The sequence below is a fragment of the Bartonella sp. B39 genome (assembly GCF_053795145.1).
Genome location: NZ_CP200036.1, coordinates 1,536,844 through 1,557,722 on the forward strand (window position 1 = coordinate 1,536,844; position 20,879 = coordinate 1,557,722).

At 42.6% G+C, this 20,879-nt stretch carries 15 protein-coding genes; 2 read left to right on the forward strand and 13 right to left on the reverse strand.

What is annotated here, in order from left to right; genetic code table 11:
* Positions 1–10: 10 nt before the first annotated feature.
* The 12 genes from V4P57_RS07005 to V4P57_RS07060 form a co-directional block, all read right to left on the reverse strand.
* Entirely contained in the window at positions 11–706 is a 696-nt protein-coding gene (locus V4P57_RS07005) for a hypothetical protein (protein ID WP_455465846.1), read from the reverse strand.
* A gap of 99 nt (positions 707–805) precedes the next feature.
* Positions 806–1,924: a N4-gp56 family major capsid protein gene (locus V4P57_RS07010; RefSeq protein ID WP_455465847.1), complete on the reverse strand. Its 1,119-nt coding sequence runs from the start codon at positions 1,922–1,924 to the stop codon at positions 806–808.
* 289 nt (positions 1,925–2,213) lie between these two features.
* A complete protein-coding gene (locus tag V4P57_RS07015; protein ID WP_455465848.1) occupies positions 2,214–3,023 on the reverse strand; it encodes a hypothetical protein in 810 nt (269 codons plus the stop codon).
* Between the two features lie 56 nt (positions 3,024–3,079).
* Complete coding sequence (locus tag V4P57_RS07020; protein ID WP_455465849.1) at positions 3,080–4,927, reverse strand: portal protein; 1,848 nt, start codon at positions 4,925–4,927, stop codon at positions 3,080–3,082.
* Positions 4,928–6,253 (reverse strand): PBSX family phage terminase large subunit, encoded by a 1,326-nt coding sequence (locus V4P57_RS07025; protein WP_455465850.1) that lies wholly within the window; start codon positions 6,251–6,253, stop codon positions 4,928–4,930.
* A gap of 422 nt (positions 6,254–6,675) precedes the next feature.
* Positions 6,676–7,005 (reverse strand): hypothetical protein, encoded by a 330-nt coding sequence (locus V4P57_RS07030; protein ID WP_455465851.1) that lies wholly within the window; start codon positions 7,003–7,005, stop codon positions 6,676–6,678.
* A 1,290-nt stretch (positions 7,006–8,295) separates the two neighbouring features.
* Entirely contained in the window at positions 8,296–10,875 is a 2,580-nt protein-coding gene (clpB, locus tag V4P57_RS07035; RefSeq protein ID WP_455465852.1) for an ATP-dependent chaperone ClpB, read from the reverse strand.
* Between the two features lie 1,648 nt (positions 10,876–12,523).
* Positions 12,524–12,724, reverse strand: a complete 201-nt coding sequence (yacG, locus tag V4P57_RS07040) for a DNA gyrase inhibitor YacG (RefSeq protein ID WP_455465853.1) — start codon at positions 12,722–12,724, stop codon at positions 12,524–12,526.
* A 121-nt stretch (positions 12,725–12,845) separates the two neighbouring features.
* Positions 12,846–13,541 carry a Maf family nucleotide pyrophosphatase gene (locus tag V4P57_RS07045; RefSeq protein WP_455465854.1) on the reverse strand — a complete coding sequence of 232 codons (696 nt, stop codon included), beginning with the start codon at positions 13,539–13,541 and terminating at the stop codon, positions 12,846–12,848.
* Positions 13,542–13,744: 203 nt separating this feature from the next.
* On the reverse strand, positions 13,745–13,963 hold the full coding sequence (gene infA, locus V4P57_RS07050) for a translation initiation factor IF-1 (protein WP_004856585.1): 219 nt from the start codon (positions 13,961–13,963) through the stop codon (positions 13,745–13,747).
* Positions 13,964–15,711: 1,748 nt separating this feature from the next.
* On the reverse strand, positions 15,712–16,293 hold the full coding sequence (locus V4P57_RS07055; RefSeq protein ID WP_455465855.1) for a disulfide bond formation protein B: 582 nt from the start codon (positions 16,291–16,293) through the stop codon (positions 15,712–15,714).
* Between the two features lie 10 nt (positions 16,294–16,303).
* Positions 16,304–16,456 carry a DUF5993 family protein gene (locus V4P57_RS07060; protein ID WP_455465856.1) on the reverse strand — a complete coding sequence of 51 codons (153 nt, stop codon included), beginning with the start codon at positions 16,454–16,456 and terminating at the stop codon, positions 16,304–16,306.
* A 1,042-nt stretch (positions 16,457–17,498) separates the two neighbouring features.
* Between V4P57_RS07060 and purE the strand changes: the two genes are divergently transcribed.
* Complete coding sequence (gene purE / locus V4P57_RS07065; protein ID WP_455465857.1) at positions 17,499–17,996, forward strand: 5-(carboxyamino)imidazole ribonucleotide mutase; 498 nt, start codon at positions 17,499–17,501, stop codon at positions 17,994–17,996.
* Here the strand turns inward: purE and V4P57_RS07070 are convergent.
* The gene (locus V4P57_RS07070) at positions 17,934–19,232 is read right to left on the reverse strand and encodes a hypothetical protein (RefSeq protein WP_455465858.1); all 1,299 of its coding nucleotides are present in this window, start codon (positions 19,230–19,232) and stop codon (positions 17,934–17,936) included. The two genes, purE and V4P57_RS07070, sit on opposite strands and share 63 nt — an antisense overlap.
* Before the next feature lies 1 nt (position 19,233).
* Here V4P57_RS07070 and V4P57_RS07075 point away from each other — a divergent pair, with 1 nt between their 5' ends.
* The gene (locus tag V4P57_RS07075) at positions 19,234–20,316 is read left to right on the forward strand and encodes a 5-(carboxyamino)imidazole ribonucleotide synthase (RefSeq protein ID WP_455465859.1); all 1,083 of its coding nucleotides are present in this window, start codon (positions 19,234–19,236) and stop codon (positions 20,314–20,316) included.
* Positions 20,317–20,879 lie beyond the last annotated feature (563 nt).

The following is a 20,879-nucleotide window of genomic DNA, read 5'->3' on the forward strand; positions in this document are numbered from 1 at the left end:
AAAAATCTCTTTAAAACTGCATTGGCAGAATATTTGAAGAGTCTTTTCGACGCGATGTTTCCAATCGCAAAGCTTGGAGCTGCTCTTGATAGTCTCTAAAAGAAACAGCAGCATATTCAGAATCTTTGAGGATATTTTTGTATAGCTCATATTTTGCACGTGCTTTAATGAGATCAAATGCATGAATCAACCAAGGATTATCCTCCTCCATTACCTTCTCATCTCCCAAACAGACAGGAGCATAAAAAAGGCGCACAGTTTCAACCTGTTTGGGTGTTGGAAAGAGTCCTATTTTTTGATTAAGGTAAGTATAAAAGATGGGCGTTCCTTGTACAGGCTGTAATCCATATTGTTTTTGCAACGCTTCTACAGATTTAAAAAGCAATGGTATTTGTGTTGTATGATGTGTTCCTAAAAGGACGCGCTCCAAAGCTTTTTCTGATTCAATAAAAACTCCCTCTTCTTGACCATACCATGTTTTTTTTGGTTGTGTTTTGAAACTCATTTTCCTTTTTTCACTAAAGAAAAATGGTTCTCGTTCACACAAACGCAAAGCGGTAAAAATGGAATCTTGAATTTGCGTAGAATATTCAGCTGTTGTATCGTCAATTTCATCTTGAATAAGCGCGACCATAAAAGCAAAAGTTTTAGAATGATCTAAGTGCGAAAGATTGTGATCATTGTGGTCAGTAGGCAAAACGGTCATGAGCAGTCATAATCCTTTTACGTATGCAACATTTTATATGTCTCCCCCCAAGCAGATTTTTCTGTTGGGGGAAGAGTTTGCAAGCTTTCACGAATGCCTTTAAGCAGGTGCTCCATAAGTTGGGATCACGATGGTAGCAAAGTCTTGCACTCCTTGTGTGCCTCCTGGCAAGGTGAAGCAGGTTTTTTTCATACCGATAATGGTTTTTGCTGCGACACCGAACTCTCGTTCATAATCGAACAACTCTTCCACCAATTTATAACGTGTAGCGCCGCGATCTTTTCCAAAAGCAATAACAGCGCTTTGTGCCCCTAACAAAACCGCACGACGCACATTTGGCACTGCTTTGTTTGTTGAACCTGACTCGACACCTTCAGTAACGTGTTCAGCCTCACGCAAGACGACGCCATTATACATGCCCAAAGAGCCATCATAGAGTGGGTTTTTGACATGGCTTCCACTATAAATTGCCTTCGTAATGTCGAGCCACTGTCCGGCATCTGTATTGGTTCGCAATTGCGTGACCTGTGTTGGATGCAGATAAAGCACATAAACATTTTCTCCCTCGACACGTACCGGTCTAATTTTGGGATTTGCAAGCTTAGCGCGTTCAACGGCTTTATCTATCAACTTAAGATTGAAAACATCGTTTTCTTTCAAGTCTTCATCTTTTGTTTTTCCATTAGGACGCACAACGCGTTTATCGGTTGGTGCAGTTGGAGCATTAAATCCGTAATGAACAGGTTTAAGGGTTATTGTACGTCCTTCAAAGTTAATGGCTTTTGCGGTATAGCCGCAGACTTGAATGAAAAACATCATACTAAGACGATCCGCATACCAATCAACCAAGCCATTTTTGGCTTCGGTACGCAAATCATGAAGAACACGTTGTTGATCAATAGTCCCTTCATTCTTAACACGCACCGCATGAACAAGTTCATTAATAGCCAAGCGATCACTAAGAAATTGGAGTGCTTCTTCATTGCCCTCAAGAGCCTGTCCTTCACTCACCCCGTCACCGAGTAGCTGGACGCGCAAATTAAAGCTAATCGCATCCCCACTTGCTTTCGTTGTTTCATCTTTTAATTGTACAATACTATTTGAATCATCTCCGATCAATGGTGCAATAGGAATTGCTTTTGAAACTTCCTGGTTCAATAGTTTAGACCATGTGCGCACTGCCATTGGGTCATTCAGTCCGATATAATTTACGGTCATTTTATCCTCTAAAAGTTTGTTGACATAAAAAAAACCGGTAAAATCCCGGTTGTTAACATTCCACATCTCTTAATTTTCAGATGGTGGATCAGCTATTTCATTTTTTGTGTAATTTTTGTTGAAAGTTTATTTTTCCCCCCTTGCGAAATTTTCCCATCGCATTTTCCCCTTGCCCCACATAGTCTCCTTGAAAACTCCCAATGGATGGGTTTTAACAGCTCTCAATGCATCCGCCTTAAAATCGGCCAACACATCCTCCTCAAGAGTTTCCCCAGCACATATGCACTTTTTAGGCTTCTCCACCGCCCATTAAGCGGTTAAAAGCAGCCTTGTTTTTTGGCTCACTAACCCAATTACCAAATTCTCCCTCCGACATTTTATCGAGCATATCTAAAGAAAGAGGTCCCTTTGGAGTTAAACCGTTATGAGCTGCAAGTGTACGTGCAGAATTTTGTATTTTTTGCAAATTTTCGCCCTCATATTTTGAGGTATTATTTGAAACATTTGTGTAGCCAATTTTTTGCGCAATAGAATAGATCACTTCTGCAGGGTTTTGGTTTTTTTTCGCACAATCATGCAATATTTGCTTCAATTCATTACCAATTAGGGTGTCCACAACGTTTGGATCTGCCATTTCAGGATAGAGAGCAGCATAAGCAGCCAACTGTTTTGCCCGTGTATCATAAACAAAATCGGCAGCTTCATCAAAATCATGATGTTTTTGTTTAACACTAACAACGGATTGCTGATAGAAATTCTGCAACTGTTCTGCTTCAGAATTTTGTACAAATGATTGTTCAGAGAGCAACGCCTCTTGTTTGTAGAGTGCTTTTCCCAACCATTGTATATAACCCATAAAATCTTTTTTCGGGTCTGGTGGTAGATCACTTTCGAGTGCTTTTTGAACATTTTTTGCCATCACATCTTCTTGTAATGACCGCTGTTGTTGGTATCCATTTTGATCTCCTTGGAAATTTTCTTCCAGAGTTTTTTCTTTTTCTCCCACTCCACTTTGGCGATCTTTTTCCTGTTCAGCTTCTGAAAGCAACCCCTGTTTCAATTGGTCTTGTTCTGCTTGCGTTAAATGTTCTTGATCCATACTGTTAGCCTTCTCTTTTTCAAACAATAAAATAATATTTTTTCAGATGAATCTGTTTACTTTTGCGCATTTTCCCTCTGCAAAACATCTTGCACCAGATGTTCCACTCCATCGTTACCACCGAACATTTCTCCAGCATGGCCATTGTCCCGCAAAGGAGGGCTTTGCTCGTCTAAACTTTGTGTTTGTGCTTTGATGGCAATTTTATGTATAAGCGATGCTGGTAAAGGTGAATAGCGTAGAAGATCGAGCATAATCTCAGGCGTTGTGAAATTCTGCATCAAAGGAAGCAATTGCATAATAATGGCAAATGTGCGCTCTTTTTCATTGAGACTTGTTGGAGCATCATCGACAACAATATCATATTCCAAACTAGTTATCATTTCCCGTGTTAGCGGTACATATTGGGCATTTTCCTCACCAGCAATACGCACCAACCGTCCATCGGAAAGATAATTTTGAATAAGATAGAGAATAATTTTCCCCTGTCGTTGCCGATATCGACGCAATCCATCAAAGAAAGAAGCCAACAAATTGAGTGACGACTGTCTTCGTTGTTCTTCGAGGATTCCTGGTTGATTAACGGCCCTTGTTCCAATAAATTCGGAAGACAACCCAGTCACTTGTTCGAGTGCGCTCTTTGCTTCATTAAACAGCTGGAAGAATCCTTGTGGAAATTGCGCAACGGGTTTAGGCTGAATTCTACCGCCAGAAACTGCACCACTTTTAAGCCAAGTAATACTATCAGCCCTCGCCCAACTTTCTGTCGCCTGGCGATCATCATCGAAAGCATCGCGTTCAGCCATAATTCCGCCTTTTGACTGACTATTGAGCAAATGCATTACTTGACTAAAATATTTATTTGCCCATCGTTGCGGATCTTTTGTTGGTTGAACAAGACCATAGAACTGTCTGCTTAATTTATCAAAAGTACCAGTAATACACTCCCACCCCAATTGATTAGATGGCACCAAAGGCTTATCAGGAGCGTCGAGCAATTTTTTTCCCAAGAATGCACGTTTAACAACTTTCCTAATCAACCGCGTTGCTTGGATTTCAGGAAAATCTTTGTTTAATTTTTGGAAATCCTGCTCGGCATAATCGATAAATCTTCCGCTCAAGGGATCGAGGACTTTATAAACAACCTCACGCTCGAACCAGCGGCATTCAGCCAATGTGACCATTTTAGGTCGTTGATAACTACTTTCCTTCTCGACATCTCCACGATAGCTTTGCGTATCACCATTACTGGTTTTGTGGAAAGATGTATGATTAGTAACCCAATCGGCATTAAGATCACCCCAATGGACATGAGGAAACATTTCCTGAGCAACGTCCAGTGGTTTTTCATCAATATACCACACACGCTGGGCATCGATAAGATTAGGCTTCACCGCACTAGCATCCCAGACCATTTTCATAGGATCTAATCGTGCAATAACGGGTTTTCCTTGGGGATCTTCTTCATAATCGAGACGGGTATCTGTCCACCCCATTCCGCAAATGATAGCATCTTGAAAGGCATCAGAATCCTCATACTCTCCACCAGCCTCATCACGAAACCATTCGGCTGCTCCGGTGAGGATCTGGTTTGCAAAGGCTGCACCTTCTTGGCGTGGAATAAATTGCACTTGTCGTTTATTATTGCGCTCTGTACCGATCACAGCATTGATCAAAGGAGCAATACGATTAAAGGTCATAACCGGTCTATTTTGTTCACGCAACACGGCAAGATCTTGCTCATTCCATTGCCGTCCATTATAAAAATTGTAGTCTTCTTGGGCATTTTTTCGCCACTGCTCCACATGTGCAATATCATCCTGATACCAACTGACGAGCTTTTTAAAGAGTGCTTGATTTTCAAGCGTCTCTGAGGAATAAAAAGAATTTGTAGAAATATTCATTTAGAAAGCCATCCATGACGTTTGAGAATGGTGAGAAAAACGATAATCATTTTTTTTAGGTTTTGCATGTGGCTGTTCATAAGCCACACACATAAGTCCGAAACTATCGGCACCATGGCTTGCCCAATCATGTTCAGCACCCAGTCCGATATTACGTTGTTCGTCACGTTTTTCGTGATACCAAGCGAGCGCTTTTCGCCCAGCTTGCGTTGTTTCACGGTTAAACCATATGGCAGGGAACAATCGCCTTACGGCTTCAATACGCATTTTAACCGCTCCCATCCCTTGATTAGGGATCACTTTTGTTTGAAACCCAGCCTGTTGTAGAGCACTTTCAAAACTGACATTATAAACCCGATCTTTGGTAGCGCCATCATGGGGCAAGACCATCAATGCCTTATCATATCCCCTTTGAAACACCCACCCCACATGCTCAGAGAGAGGCTGTCCTTGAGCTTCATAATAATCAAGAACGCGAATTTCACGCCCAACGAACTGTGCCACCCACAAAGCGGTAGCATCGGCCTTCGCCCCTGTTCCCCCGATATCCCAAAAGATTCTGATCTGCATCAACGGATCGCGTGGCACAATAGTAATACGCCCTTCCTGCTCTGCTTCAAGCAGCGCTTTTTGGTAATAAGCACCTTGAACAGTTTGCATATATTCACCTTCCCAAATATGGTTATACTGTTCAGGTCGTTGTGCCAAATCCGCCTTGCGATCTCGATTGAGTTTTTCTGGGAATTGAGGATTATCACGCCAATTGATTTCCACCCCTTTAATATTTGGATCATCGACATTTCGGAAACGTTTTTCCACGGGCGCATTTTCACGACAAGGGTTCCATGTCACCCATAATTCGGCATTCCAATCTTTTCCTTCTTCGCGCAGCGTTGGAATAAGCGTTTGCCAAGCGGTTTCGGTTACAGGCTCCGCCTCATCCACCCAGCATAGGAAAACGCGCCCCATTGATTTAATACTTGCGATATTGCGATCAAGCCCAGCGAAAACATAGACAATACGTCCATCTTTTGACTTAATATATTTATCACCCACCTCATAATAATCCTGTAGAAAAGGATAGGCCTCGATTGCGCGTTTAATTTCCTCCAACGAACTTTCATTGAGCGAATTTTGAAATTGCCGTGCACATAGAATAATGCCGCGTTCTCCAGCCTTTCCATGCCGATATCCGATCACAGCAGACATGATGGCAAAAGAACGTGTTTTCCCAGACCCTCGTCCTCCCCAAGCAGCACGCACATCGGCCTTTCCAGTAAAAACAGGAAGTAGCTTTGGAATAAGAGCAATTTGCGCAGTTTTCATGAATCCTCAAGCACGATGATCTTTCAAAAAACCGCATGCTCTAAAAACAGTAATTCTAAAACACCACGATCTTGAAAGATCCTCCCAAGCATCAAAATCCTCAAGCATCAAAATCCTCAAGCATAAAAGCCCTTAAGCATCACGATCTTTAGTTCCCCGTTCTAAAGACACCGCGTCTTTTGTCCTTATCGGCACAATTTCAACACGTGAAATTGTTGTAACATCGCCTCCCGCTTCTCCCATCACCTAAGCAACAGCTTTTCAAAGAGCTAAAAACAACAACAGATACGGCTCTCCTCAAGCATGATGATCTTTCAAAAAACCGTATGCTCTAAAACAGTGATTCTAAAACACCACGATCTTGAAAGATCCTCCCAAGCACCAAAATCCTCAAGTATCAAAATCCTCAAGCATAAAAGCCCTTAAGCATCACGATCTTTAGTTCCCCGTTCTAAAGACACCGCATCTTTTGTCCTTATCGGCACAATTTCAACACGTGAAATTGTTGTAACATCGCCTCCCGCTTCTCCCATCACTTGTAGAGGCAACACTTTAGCCAGAAGTGAAAAAAAAGGCACAGGATTATTCAGTGCATGATATTGAAGGTAAGATACCAACCCATCTTCACCATAGTGATATCCAGCTTGCTCAGCAGCTGTAAGAAGGGCTTCATTAAACCGCCTTGTTGTTTTATTCAAAGCACCTTTTGGACGCCCTCTTCGGCGTAAAGGAAGACAACGTTCATCTGCCATCATGATGTTCCTTCAAATAAAGAAAAGCGCATCTCACGACAAAAAAAGAGTATAAAAGCTAGCAACGAAATTTCAAAAACAACCAAAATTCTTTTGATAAAAGATCAAAATCACTCAGATAGCTTAGGGTAATATGATGATATATTTTGATAATTCTTTGTCGGATAATTAAGTGAAAATCTTTTTGCCTTTTTTATCACAAGCTTCTCTCTCTCATTACGATAATTCTCTTTATTCTCGAAAGAAACAGACAAATTTTTCTTTTCATCCTCACCAAAAGATGCATAAAAGTTAAAAAAGCAAAAAAAGATAAAAAGAAGAACGCTATTCTAGAAGGGAAACCATCTTATAGAGAATAGAAAGAGAATTCTCTCATAAAAAACAGAAAACATTAATACCCACCCCCCTCTTTGCTTAAGCATACAGCAAAATCACCTAGCAAAAGATTAGCAAAAATGTATCATCACACCAAGATTTTCTAAGCCATTTCCTTTTCAGAGAAATACATCCCCTAGAAATCTCCCAACCACACAGAACTTTATTGATGTTACAATCAAGTTCGATTGATGAATGCATAAAATTTCTGATAAACCAATAGAACTCAAGTAGTTACGAACTGACCACTGCTCATCACTGCAAATTTAGCCTGAAAAACACAAACTCACCATTTTGGCAAACACAAAATCCGAAAGCTTACAGACTCTAGAAAGCATTCTAACAGGCAAATCCCAAACAGCCACCACCCTTTACAAAAGATTTCCCCTACCCTGACTATCTTATCCACTTTGCAAAAAGCACACAATTCCTATTGTCCCATTATGGTACCTATTAAGATTTACCTTGTCAAGTTTTTTATATTCTCATTATCATTTTTCATCTGCCTCATGAAAATATTTTCTCTCACAAACAACTCTCTCTTTCACAAACAACCCTCTCTTTCACAAACAACCCTCTCTTTCACAAACAACCCTCTCTTTCACAAACAACCCTCTCTTTCACAAACAACCCTCTCTTTCACAAACAACCCTCTCTTTCACAAACAACCCTCTCTTTCACAAAAACTTTCACCTCTCTTTCACAAACAACCCTCTCACAAACAACCCTCTCTTTCACAAACAACCCTCTCTTTCACAAACAACCCTCTCTTTCACAAACAACCCTCTCTTTCACAAACAACCCTCTCTTTCACAAACAACCCTCTCTTTCACAAACAACCCTCTCTTTCACAAACAACCCTCTCTTTCACAAACAACCCTCTCTTTCACAAACAACCCTCTCTCATGAGAGTTTTTAATCCTCAGGCAAAAAAGTCAACCGATCTCCTTCTTTCGCGATTTTGACGGTTGTTTCATCGTGAATTTTTCCAAATAAGATGTTTTCCGCCAGTGGATCTTGAATTTCTTTTTGGATAATCCGTTTGAGAGGACGTGCACCATAGAGGGGATCATAGCCTTTATCGGCAAGAAATTTTCTTACATCTGGCTCGATTTGCAAAATTATTTTGCGTTCATTGAGCAAATTTTGCAAATGTTCTACCTGAATATCGACGATATCTTCCATATCGTGGCGTTGTAATCTTTGAAAGAGAATAATCTCATCAATACGGTTTAAAAATTCAGGACGAAAAGCCGCTTTGACGACATTCATGACATCATTTTTTGCCTGATCGGTTGTTTGTCCTTCAGGCAAAGCGGTTAAGAATTCAGCGCCAAGATTAGAAGTCATAATCAGCAAGGTATTGCGAAAATCGACGGTACGTCCTTGACTATCAGTCAAACGTCCCTCATCGAGCACTTGCAACAAGAGATTAAAAATATCAGGATGTGCTTTTTCAATTTCATCGAACAGAATGACCTGATAAGGTCTTCTACGTACGGCTTCGGTCAGCACCCCACCCTCTTCATATCCGACATATCCAGGCGGCGCCCCAATCAGACGTGCACCAGCATGCTTTTCCATATATTCAGACATATCGATGCGCAACATGGCATTGGAGTCTTGGAAAAGAAAAGCGGCGAGTGCTTTGGTTAATTCGGTTTTTCCCACACCGGTAGGACCTAAGAACATGAAAGAGCCAATCGGACGATTTGGATCTTGCAACCCTGCACGGGCGCGGCGTACAGCGCGGGAAACAGCTTGAACAGCTTCGCCCTGACCAATCACACGCTTGCTAATTTCATCTTCCATCCGCAACAGCGCCTCACGTTCTGCCTCCAGCATTCGATCAACAGGAATACCAGTCCAGCGTGAAACGATCCGTGCCACATGTTCAGCAGTAACCGTTTCTTCAACGAGATGATTTTGTTGATCATCATTTTCAGCAATGCTCAATTGTTTTTCGAGTTCAGGGATAACACTATAAGCGAGCTCTCCAGCTTTTTGGAATTGTCCATCACGTTGTGCAATAGCTAAAGCATTGCGGGCTTCTTCGAGTTGTTTTTTCAAATCAGCAGCATGCCCTAATTTTTGTTTCTCAGCCTGCCAAGCGGTTGTCATTTCGCCAGACTGTTGTTCCAATGTTTTGAGTTCATCCTGCACACTTTGCAAACGTTCTTTTGCTGTTGGCTCTACATCTGTTTTCAAAGCTTCACGTTCGATCTTCAACTGTAAAATACGCCGATCAATAACATCAAGTTCTTCTGGTTTTGAATCGACCTGCATCCTCAACCGTGCTGCCGCTTCATCGATAAGATCAATAGCTTTATCGGGCAAGAAGCGATCCGTAATATAGCGGTTAGACAAACGCGCTGCCGTAATCAGTGCACTATCTGCCAAGCGCACTTTGTGGTGCTGTTCATATTTTTCTTTAATACCGCGCAAAATAGAGATGGTATCTTCAAGATTTGGTTCAGGTACAAAAACGGGCTGGAAGCGGCGTGCAAGAGCAGCATCTTTTTCAACATATTTTCGATATTCATCAAGCGTAGTAGCCCCCACACAATGGAGTTCTCCGCGTGCAAGTGCAGGTTTTAGCAAGTTGGAAGCATCCATAGGCCCATCGGATTTTCCAGCACCAACGAGATTATGCAATTCATCGATAAAGAGGATAATTTGACCATTTTCAGCTTGCACCTCTGCCAGCACCGCTTTGAGGCGTTCTTCGAATTCCCCGCGATACTTTGCACCAGCGATAAGTGCTCCCATATCGAGCGCATGAAGCTTTTTATCACGCAAAGTTTCAGGCACATCGCCATTAACAATGCGCAATGCCAATCCTTCCACGATAGCTGTTTTCCCCACCCCTGGTTCACCAATCAGCACAGGATTATTTTTGGTACGCCGTGAAAGCACCTGAATAGTGCGGCGGATCTCTTCTTCCCGCCCAATAACAGGGTCAAGTTTTCCTTCGCGGGCATCTTTTGTCAAATCACGAGCGTATTTTTGCAAAGCATCATACTGGCTTTCGGCATGGGGGCTTGCTGCTGTTTTTCCTTTCCGCAAATCATTAATAGCCTGATTAAGCGCTTGCGATGTCAACCCTCCGCTTGTGAGAATATCAGCGGTTTTTGCGGTCTTTTCCATGATCAGTGCTTGCAGCACACGCTCCACAGTAACAAACTGATCACCAGATTTTTTTGCCAGATCTTCTGCCATGTTAAAGACTTTTGCCAACGGCTGAGTCAAATAGAGTTGTCCATTACCCCCTTGTACTTTAGGCAAAGCACCAAGTGCTTCGTTAAGCGCCTTTCGAATAAGAGTAAGATCACCACCCGCTTTTTGGATCAATGATGCTGCCAATCCTTGAGAATCGTCTAACAGCACTTTCAACAGATGCTCCGGCATAAACTGCTGATGATCAGAAGAGAGGGCGCTATTTTGTGCTGATTGTAAAAAACCTTGCAATCGTTCGCTATATTTTTCTAGGTTCATTTTTTTTCCTTCAACTTAAGCCACCGCCACGCTTTAAACTTTCCCAATATTCCACAAAAGAGACATCTTCAAAGGACCAACACCCCCCACCAAACACCGCAAATTATGCCGCATGAAGAAGAACCGTAGTGCTAAAAGGAATATGGGTTCTCACAATCTCTATAGCAAGAGGGAGAGAAAGGCGCACCATCATTATTTAAATAAAATTATCCTCACCCTATGCACGGGGTCTCACCATTGTCGACAGGAAAGGCCTGTTTGCACGAACTGTTTCGGATAAGAAGCACTTGTCGTCGTTCGTTTAAAAGATGGTGCTTGGGCACCCAATATCTTTTTCCCGCCCCCTTGCCCATTTATGTGGAAATCAATCTTCATAGACAACCGGACAGCTTTGAGTTTCTCAATTCATACCGATCATGAGATACGAAAAGTAACCACATGCCGAAAAATCATGTATATGTCTGATGGAAAAATCTGGAAAATTATGAAAACGAATTAACCTGTTTCCCTCTTGAAAGGGACTCTGAAATCCTCACCTTACTTAAAAACGAGCGTGAGGGATAGTTTTTTGCCTTTTCCACTCCTGTTTTTCCCCTTTTTCTGATTATTTTTAGCCTTGTTTTTTATTCTGGATAAAATAATGCTTCAATTTTAAAAAATTCCTTGTTCCTTCAAACGCCTCATTTATCCCACCAGCTTTAGGCCTCTGCCTACTCTTCAAGCCAAATAGCCAATTTTCTCTCAAACTCAAATGCTTAACCTGCCGACGGCTCTCAAAAGCTAAAACTCCTCAACACCAACATCCAAGCAAACACTCAGATCTCTCCTCAGCCCCAACAGCTCACTTTAAGCAGCACCTTATTTATCCCACCAGCTTTAGGCCTCTGCCTACTCTTCAAGCCAAATAGCCAATTTTCTTTCAAACTCAAATGCTCAACCTGCCGACGGCTCTCAAAAGCTAAAACTTCTCAACACCAACATCCAAGCAAACACTCAGATCTCTCCTCAGCCCCAACAGCTCACTTTAAGCAGCACCTTATTTATCCCACCAGCTTTAGGCCTCTGCCTACTCTTCAAGCCAAATAGCCAATTTTCTTTCAAACTCAAATGCTCAACCTGCCGACGGCTCTCAAAAGCTAAAACTTCTCAACACCAACATCCAAGCAAACACTCAGATCTCTCCTCAGCCCCAACAGCTCACTTTAAGCAGCACCTTATTTATCCCACCAGCTTTAGGCCTCTGCCTACTCTTCAAGCCAAATAGCCAATTTTCTTTCAAACTCAAATGCTCAACCTGCCGACGGCTCTCAAAAGCTAAAACTTCTCAACACCAACATCCAAGCAAACACTCAGATCTCTCCTCAGCCCCAACAGCTCACTTTAAGCAGCACCTTATTTATCCCACCAGCTTTAAGCCTCTGCCTACTCTTCAAGCCAAATAGCCAATTTTCTTTCAAACTCAAATGCTCAACCTGCCGACGGCTCTCAAAAGCTAAAACTTCTCAACACCAACATCCAAGCAAACACTCAGATCTCTCCTCAGCCCCAACAGCTCACTTTAAGCAGCACCTTATTTATCCCACCAGCTTTAAGCCTCTGTCTGCACCATAAACCATATTTTCAACGTTTTGAAACGCCTTGCTATTTTCTATTCTTCTTCATCACTTTTCTGCGGTGGTGGCGGTAAAATATAAGCACCCGAAAGCCACCGATTGAGATCAATAGCTCGGCACCGTGTTGAACAGAAAGGATAGGCGTTTTGTTGTGCCATCTGACCACAAATCGGACAAGGATGCGGAGGACGGATCGGAGATGTTTTTATTTGCATTAAGTCTGACTCTTTTGGCATTTTATATCTTTGTTATTTTGTATTTTTGTTATTGATTTGGAGGTTTTGCTTTATTTTTTTGCTTTTTTCTTTTCTCATTTTGTTGCTTTTCACCTTGCATTGATCTTTCCTTAAAGTTTTTCTAATGCGTTTCTTCAGCCCAGTGAGTGAAAAGTGGATAGTGATAAGCGGTCAAGAGATCGACTGTTTCAGCTAACGGCAAACCAACCACATTGGAATAAGAACCAGCCATATGGACGACGAAAGCACCGGCTTTTCCCTGAATAGCGTAGCCACCAGCTTTCCCTTCCCATTCACCAGAAGCAAGGTAAGCCCTCATCATGGAAGATGTTAAGCGTCTAAAACGGACACGACTTTCGACCAATTTTACGGTTATTTTTCCACGTTCATTGAGCGCACAAACGGCGCCATAGACCTTGTGCGAACGCCCAGAAAGGTATCGCAAACATTCATAAGCCTCGTCTTCACCCTCTGGTTTAGGAAGAATGGTGCGCCCCACAGCCACCACCGTATCAGCAGCCAAGATAACAATTTTCCGCGCTGCTCCCCCTTGGACATTTTGGCTGCGCCATAGCAAAATTTCTTGTGCTTTAAGCGCTTTTTCTTTTGCCAAACGTTTTGCGAGATTTGCAGGATGTTCTCTTAATTTTGGTGTTTCATCGATATTTGTTGCATAAACCTCATGAGGGTCAAGACCAATTTGCGCTAAGAGTGCCAAGCGACGCGGTGATGCGGAAGCAAGCATCAATTGAGTTTCTTGGACAAGATTTTCTGGCAAATGCTGTTTTCTTAAGAAGGTTTTCTTTAAGTTTCTCATTTTAGCCCCCTCTTTATCCCCCTCGGAATGCTTTCAAGCTACCACTCAATTCTCTTGACGTCACAAATATCCTTTACATATCGACTTCATGCATTTCTAGGATCACTTTACCTTCTGTTTCTTTTTATTTTTCAATTGTGAAAAAACAAAGTATTTTAGAAACAATCCGACTGCTTTGATAGAAAACCACCACTGCTAATGACTTACTTATAGCGATATATAATACGTCCTTTTGTCAAATCATAAGGGGTCATTTCCACCATAATTTTATCACCGGCCAACACGCGAATACGATTTTTGCGCATTCTACCAGCGGTATGGGCAATAATTTCATGATCATTTTCTAATTTCACACGAAACATTGCATTGGGCAGGAGTTCGGTCACGATACCAGAAAATTCCAAAACTTCTTCTTTTGACATAAAAAATATTTTCCTTTATAGTGCGCACATTTTTTAGGCTGTGCGTTATTTTTCAGCGTTCATACCCTATTTTGTTGGTTTTGTGAACAAAAATTCAACAAACGGGTAAAGGTTTTTATTTTTATATTTATTCTCTGATACTCTTCAAAAGCTTTATCCCCTCAAGGCAATCCCCTCAAGGCAATCCCCTCAAGGCAATCCCCTCAAGGCAATCCCCTCAAGGCAATCCCCTCAAGGCAATCCCCTCAAGGCAATCCCCTCAAGGCAATCCCCTCAAGGCAATCCCCTCAAGGCAATCCCCTCAAGGCAATCCCCTCAAGGCAATCCCCTCAAGGCAATCCCCTCAAGGCAATCCCCTCAAGGCAATCCCCTCAAGGCAATCCCCTCAAGGCAATCCCCTCAAGGCAATCCCCTCAAGGCAATCCCCTCAAGGCAATCAATGATGAAAACGCTTTTTGAGCGGATTCACAAGAGACTGTCAAAACATTCCCACAAGCTTTTTACGCCTCCTTTTTATTCCACGATTCCAGTTCTTCTCCAGTACTCTCACTTCACGCCCTGCTCTATTTGATTTTTCTCATTTGCAATACTTTGTTTCACCTCAACGCCATGTGCTTTTCAGCTCATCTTCATGTATTTCCTCAGTATCGCTCTTTTTTCTCTCCACTCTGATCTCTCCTTCACCCCGTGCATACGCACTTACAAAAGCCCGCAGAATACTTAATTTCTTTACCTTACTATTTTAAAGATTCACATTTTTACGCTTTTAAATATTTACAGAAAATAGCACAATAGGCTTCTCATAAAAATACTATGGGATATATTTTCATAACAATTTAGAGCATATAGAATACATAAAAATTCTCTCACCCAATCCATTCTCTCACCCCTGCACCCAATTCTTCTCCAGTACTCTCACTTCACGCCCTGCTCTATTTGATTTTTCTCATTTGCAATACTTTGTTTCACCTCAACGCCATGTGCTTTTCAGCTCATCTTTATGTATTTCCTCAGTATCGCTCTTTTTTCTCTCCACTCTGATCTCTCCTTCACCCCGTGCATACGCACTTACAGACGCCCAATACAATCAGATAACCTTTCCAGAGGATTACTACCCCCTGTTCCCCCGATTTAACACATGAAAATGGAAAAAGAGCGGATTATATTGCCAATCGTGCAAGCAGAAGATATTTAAAAAGCAGAGAACGATACATAAGAAGAGCGGTCCATTTTTTACAAATAAACCTTAAAAGACAATGACTTATAAATAACTTTCCAAATCTGAATCCCAAAGCTTTAAAAGCATTTACTACCCCTCTCCGGAGCATTCATGAATACTAAACGATAGGATCTAGGTAACAGAGAATTTTAAAAGTTTTAAGGGTAAAAAATTTCATCATAAAGGCGCAAAAGATCCTAATCGACAAAGCTTCTCATACAAACTTGTGATTAAGCCTTTGACACAGAAAATTCTTGAGCATTTTGCAGATAGCTTTTTCATAAAGATAATACAGAAGATCGATGTTATAGACTGATAAAAGCGATGTCTTACAAAGAAGATCAAAATCTAGGAAGATCAAAATCTAGGAAGATCAAAACCTGGGAAGATCAAAACCTGGGAAGATCGAAAATCTGGATTAAATTTCACTCAAAAGTTTTTACAAAAAAGAGGCGGCGCTGTCCATACTTCTACCTTCTTATCTCTCACCATTAGGATAGGCATGCGGATAGTTTATTGAAAAAGCACTTTAAGACGAGGAAAGAAACCAGTTTGACAACAGCTCATATCTTACTGGATCATCGGCACATTGCCCACCACCGCACTCAAGTATAGTAGAAATCAAATTTGCTGCAATCAAAAACACAAATAAGAAACTTGCTATTTTGCTCAATATAGGAAAAGGAGAAAATATTTTAAATTTGTGCGCAAATTCACTTAAAATCATAACGACGGAAACTGCAAGAATACAAAGAACAGAGATGATGAATGCCCAAGTATAAAAATGCAACCCAAAGAATGTTGAACCATATCCAAGATCATCTGGTGTGATATGCAAAAACACCTGCCTTGCGGCAATGGTACTTGTGACCATACACCCGAGAATGACCATACCATAATGGGTACTTCTCACTTTGTGGTGAATATTGAGCAAGAATCCACATCCTGCAAGCATCAAACCAACACGTTGAAGAAGACAAAGGGGACAAGGCAACTCAAACTTCACCAGCTGATAATAGAAGGCTACCACCAAAACAGCGGATAACCCAATAAGCCCCAAGATATTCATGAATATAACAAAATGGGGATTTTCTTGTTTTGTATGTTCCATAGCTATTTTCTCAAAACGACAAATTTAAAGTAGAAGTTGCATGGTAATTAAAGGTGAGAAGAATGACAAACAACAAAACCATCCACAAGGCATAACTGATATTTTTTTTGCCCGATATCGTCGTTATTGCTGCGCCTAAAGCAATTAAGAACGGAAGAAACATGACCTAAATTCTCCTTTTCTTATTATTGGTTGTGTAACATGTTACAAAATTAGGCAAAAAAGAGACAAGCAATCTACTATTAACACTTCATCATCCACTTTTATCTTTTTGAGATAACAAATGAGACAAGGAGGTATTTAGGGCAGGAGAACCGAAAATCAATAAAAGCTTTGATCTTGTACTTTCCTTTACCAACAAGCAAAAGAGCGTATTTCTCTCTGCCAAGGCGGAAAGAATGATTTGCATGGCAAAATCAATATCATTTACTGAATATTGACGTTTTTACATTTGTCATTTTTACAATGGCGTATTCTTATTTTTAACTTATTTTTGCCATTATTTTTTCTTTTACAAGATTAATTGTTCACATTTCTACAATTCTTACATTTTATGACTTTTTCTCTTCACTTGAGGAGATAAGAAATCATGAGAATTTCTGAAATTCTTCCAACAAACCCTATCTCTGCCGATTTCCGACAACTATCCTTGTATATTTTGACAACCCTTGTTTTCAAACTCTGCTTCTCGTGCGACAATCTGAAGTCAAAAAAGGTTTTTATCTCATCGGACATAATTTTTTCCCAAAGCAAATCATGCTAAGCCTCTCTTCCTCTGAAACACGAGAGGAAAGTTATCCACTTTAAATCTAAGATTGTTTTAAACATCACTTCACCCAGAGATTTATTTTCCTAATGATTAGAGTAACCCGTTCATATTCCTAGAGCAAACGAACGTGACTAAGATTTTTGTCTTAAAATTTACATACGCGAAGAGATTTACCTACTTGAAACTGCTCAAATTTTTTATAGAAAGGATTTTCTGCTACAAAATACTGTTTATATAATAAAGGAGGATCTATCACTATTTTTTCAAATTTTTGTAAATTCCTGTAAATTTTCTGTCTGTGAACTTCGTGTTTCACCCTAGAAGTATGATTAAAAAGCTGTTGCTCTGTCACCAATTAACTTTGCAAAAGGAATATAAAACTCTTACAAGAATAAGAGGAAAGAATCGCCTTGGACATTTAAATTAAGGATATAAAATGGCTAAAAAATCATATAATGTAGCGATTTTAATGGGCAGCCAATCTGATTGGCAAACAATGCGTCATAGTGCGGATACTTTAACATGTCTTGGTATTTCTCATATTTCTCATATTATCTCGGCACACCGAACCCCTGAACGACTTTACCAATTTGCGAAAGAAGCAAAAGCATCAGGTTTCAAAATTTTGATTGCTGGAGCAGGAGGTGCAGCACATCTTCCTGGTATGTTAGCAGCACTAACACCCCTCCCTGTTTTTGGTGTTCCAGTGCATTCACAGTCTTTATCTGGCCAAGATTCACTACTTTCCATTGTGCAAATGCCAGCGGGCGTGCCCGTTGGCACATTAGCGATTGGCAAAGCAGGTGCTATTAACGCAGCGTTATTAGCTGCAGCAGTTATGGCTGTTTACGACGATACACTCGCACAGCGGTTACAAGATTGGCGTCAGCAACAAACAGCCGGTGTTGCACAAACTCCAGTAACTGAGGTTTAAAATGACAGAATCTTCCAACGCACCCACCATATCCGCCACACCCACCACTCCCAACGCACCCACCACATCCACCACTCCCAACGCACCCACCATATCCACCACAACCACCACACCCGCCACATCCACCACTCCCAACGCACCCACCACATCCACCACATCCGCCACATCCACCACTCCCAACGCACCCACCACATCCGCCACAACCACCACTCCCAACGCACCCGCCACATCCGCCACAACCACCACTCCCAACGCACCCACCACATCCGCCACAACCACCACTCCCAACGCACCCACCACATCCGCCACAACCACCACTCCCAACGCACCCGCCACATCCGCCACTCCCACCATATCCACCACTCCCAACGCACCCGTCACTCCCAACGCACCCACCATATCCGCCACAACCACAACTCCCAACGCACCCGCCACATCCGCCACATCCGCCACTCCCAACGCACCCGCCACATCCGCCACACCCGCCACTCCCAACGCACCCGCCACATCCGCCACACCCGCCACTCCCAACGCACCCGCCACATCCACCACACCCACCACTCCCAACGCACCCACCATATCCGCCACAACCACCACTCCCAACGCACCCGCCACATCCGCCACATCCGCCACTCCCAACGCACCCGCCACATCCGCCACTCCCAACGCACCCGCCATATCCGCCACAACCACCACTCCCAACGCACCCGCCACATCCGCCGCCACATCCGCCACAACCACCACTCCCAACGCACCCGCCACATCCGCCACTCCCAACGCACCCGCCATATCCGCCACAACCACCACTCCCAACGCACCCGCCACATCCGCCACATCCGCCACTCCCAACGCACCCGCCACATCCGCCACTCCCAACGCACCCGCCATATCCGCCACAACCACCACTCCCAACGCACCCGCCACATCCGCCACTCCCGCCACTCCCAACGCACCCGCCACATCCGCCACAACCACCACTCCCAACGCACCCGCCACATCCGCCACTCCCAACGCACCCGCCATATCCGCCACAACCACCACTCCCAACGCACCCGCCACATCCGCCACACCCGCCACTCCCAACGCACCCGCCACATCCGCCACACCCACCACTCCCAACGCACCCGCCACATCCGCCACACCCACCACTCCCAACGCACCCACCATATCCGCCACAACCACCACTCCCAACGCACCCGCCACATCCGCCACATCCGCCACTCCCAACGCACCCACTATGTTACCTTCAGGGAATACAATTGGTTTAATAGGTGGAGGACAGTTGGCACGGATGCTCGCCATAGCGGCGGCAGAATTAGGATTTCGAACGGTTGTTTTGTGCCCTGAAGCAGATTGCCCAGCTGCGCAAACAGCCAACGATCATATTGTTGCCTCCTACGATGATACTTCGGCATTAGATCGTTTTATTTCCATGTGTGATGTTGTGACCTATGAGTTTGAAAATCTTTCACTTCAAACGGTTCAATACATAGAGAAAGCCAAAAGTGTTTATCCCTCTTCCAAAGCGTTAGAAATTACGCAAGATCGGCTTTTTGAGAAGCAATTTTTGCAAAAGAAAGGCATAGGGACTGCATCGTGGTATGCTGTTGACAATACTTCATCTCTCCTTTCAGGACTTTCAGCGTTAGGAGAGCGTGGCCTTTTGAAAACACGTCGTTTTGGTTACGATGGAAAGAACCAGATGATGTTGGATCACCCCTGTGAGCAAACTCTTGAAAAAGCTTTTACGACTTTTCGGGATCATTCTCTAATTTTGGAAGAGATTGTTCCTTTTTTATCGGAAATTTCGGTGCTTTCAACCCGTACAAAACAAGGGAAACATATTTTTTATGATTGCCCTGAAAATCAGCATAAAAATGGCATTCTTCATAAGTCATTTGTGCCCTCGCGTGTTCCGTTTGATGTACAAAAGGCCGCCCAAAAAATAAGCGCACGCGTAATGGATGCGCTCAATTATGTTGGTGTTCTTTGCATTGAATTTTTTGTTCTCATAGATGGTCGTCTTTTAGTGAATGAATTGGCACCTCGTGTTCATAACTCTGGTCATTGGACGCAAAAAGCATGTATCACTTCACAATTTGAACAACATATCCGTGCTATTTGTGGTCTTCCATTGGGCAGCACATACCGCCATAGCAATTGCCAAATGATCAACCTTCTTGGCAATAACCTCAGTGAATACAAATATTTTCTCACACAAGAAAATACATCGGTTCATTTATATGGTAAAAGCTCTGTACAACCCTTACGCAAAATGGGGCATGTCATTCAATTAACGGGGCCATCTACCCAATCTTGACAGGAGAATATCTTTGCAAAGGATGCCTCTCGACACACCACCAGAGGAAGAGCAAACAGAGAAAAAACAACCTCTCAAAAATACTCCTCCCACAGATATGACAACACTTTCCCCTTTGACATACGAGCCCTCACATTGCTAGCCCCCATTCCTTTGGGATTATAGTAGAACTTCTCATAACCTTCCTCTATAGCAATGGGTTGTGCATTTTTATGATCTCTCACATCCTCTTCTGCTGTTTTTTACGCAGTGATCCATAGACAGTTTATTGCGCATCATTTTATCAAAAATGAGAGGTTAACTGTCTGCCAAATGCTCTGTCTGAGTACTCACAATCTCTCTCACGCAAAACAAAAATCATGATCTCAGATTCGGGAATCTGATGCATTCCTCAACAATCCCTCATTTCCAGTCGCCGTGCTTTCAAGAGCTCTAAACGATATCCTTTCTTTTTAACCACCACCACAGTGTTCTCCCTCATATGAGGCACAAATCACGTATAGGAAAAAATCATTCCCTCACGATCATTCTTCCCCTAAGAATACCCCAACACCTTGCACAAT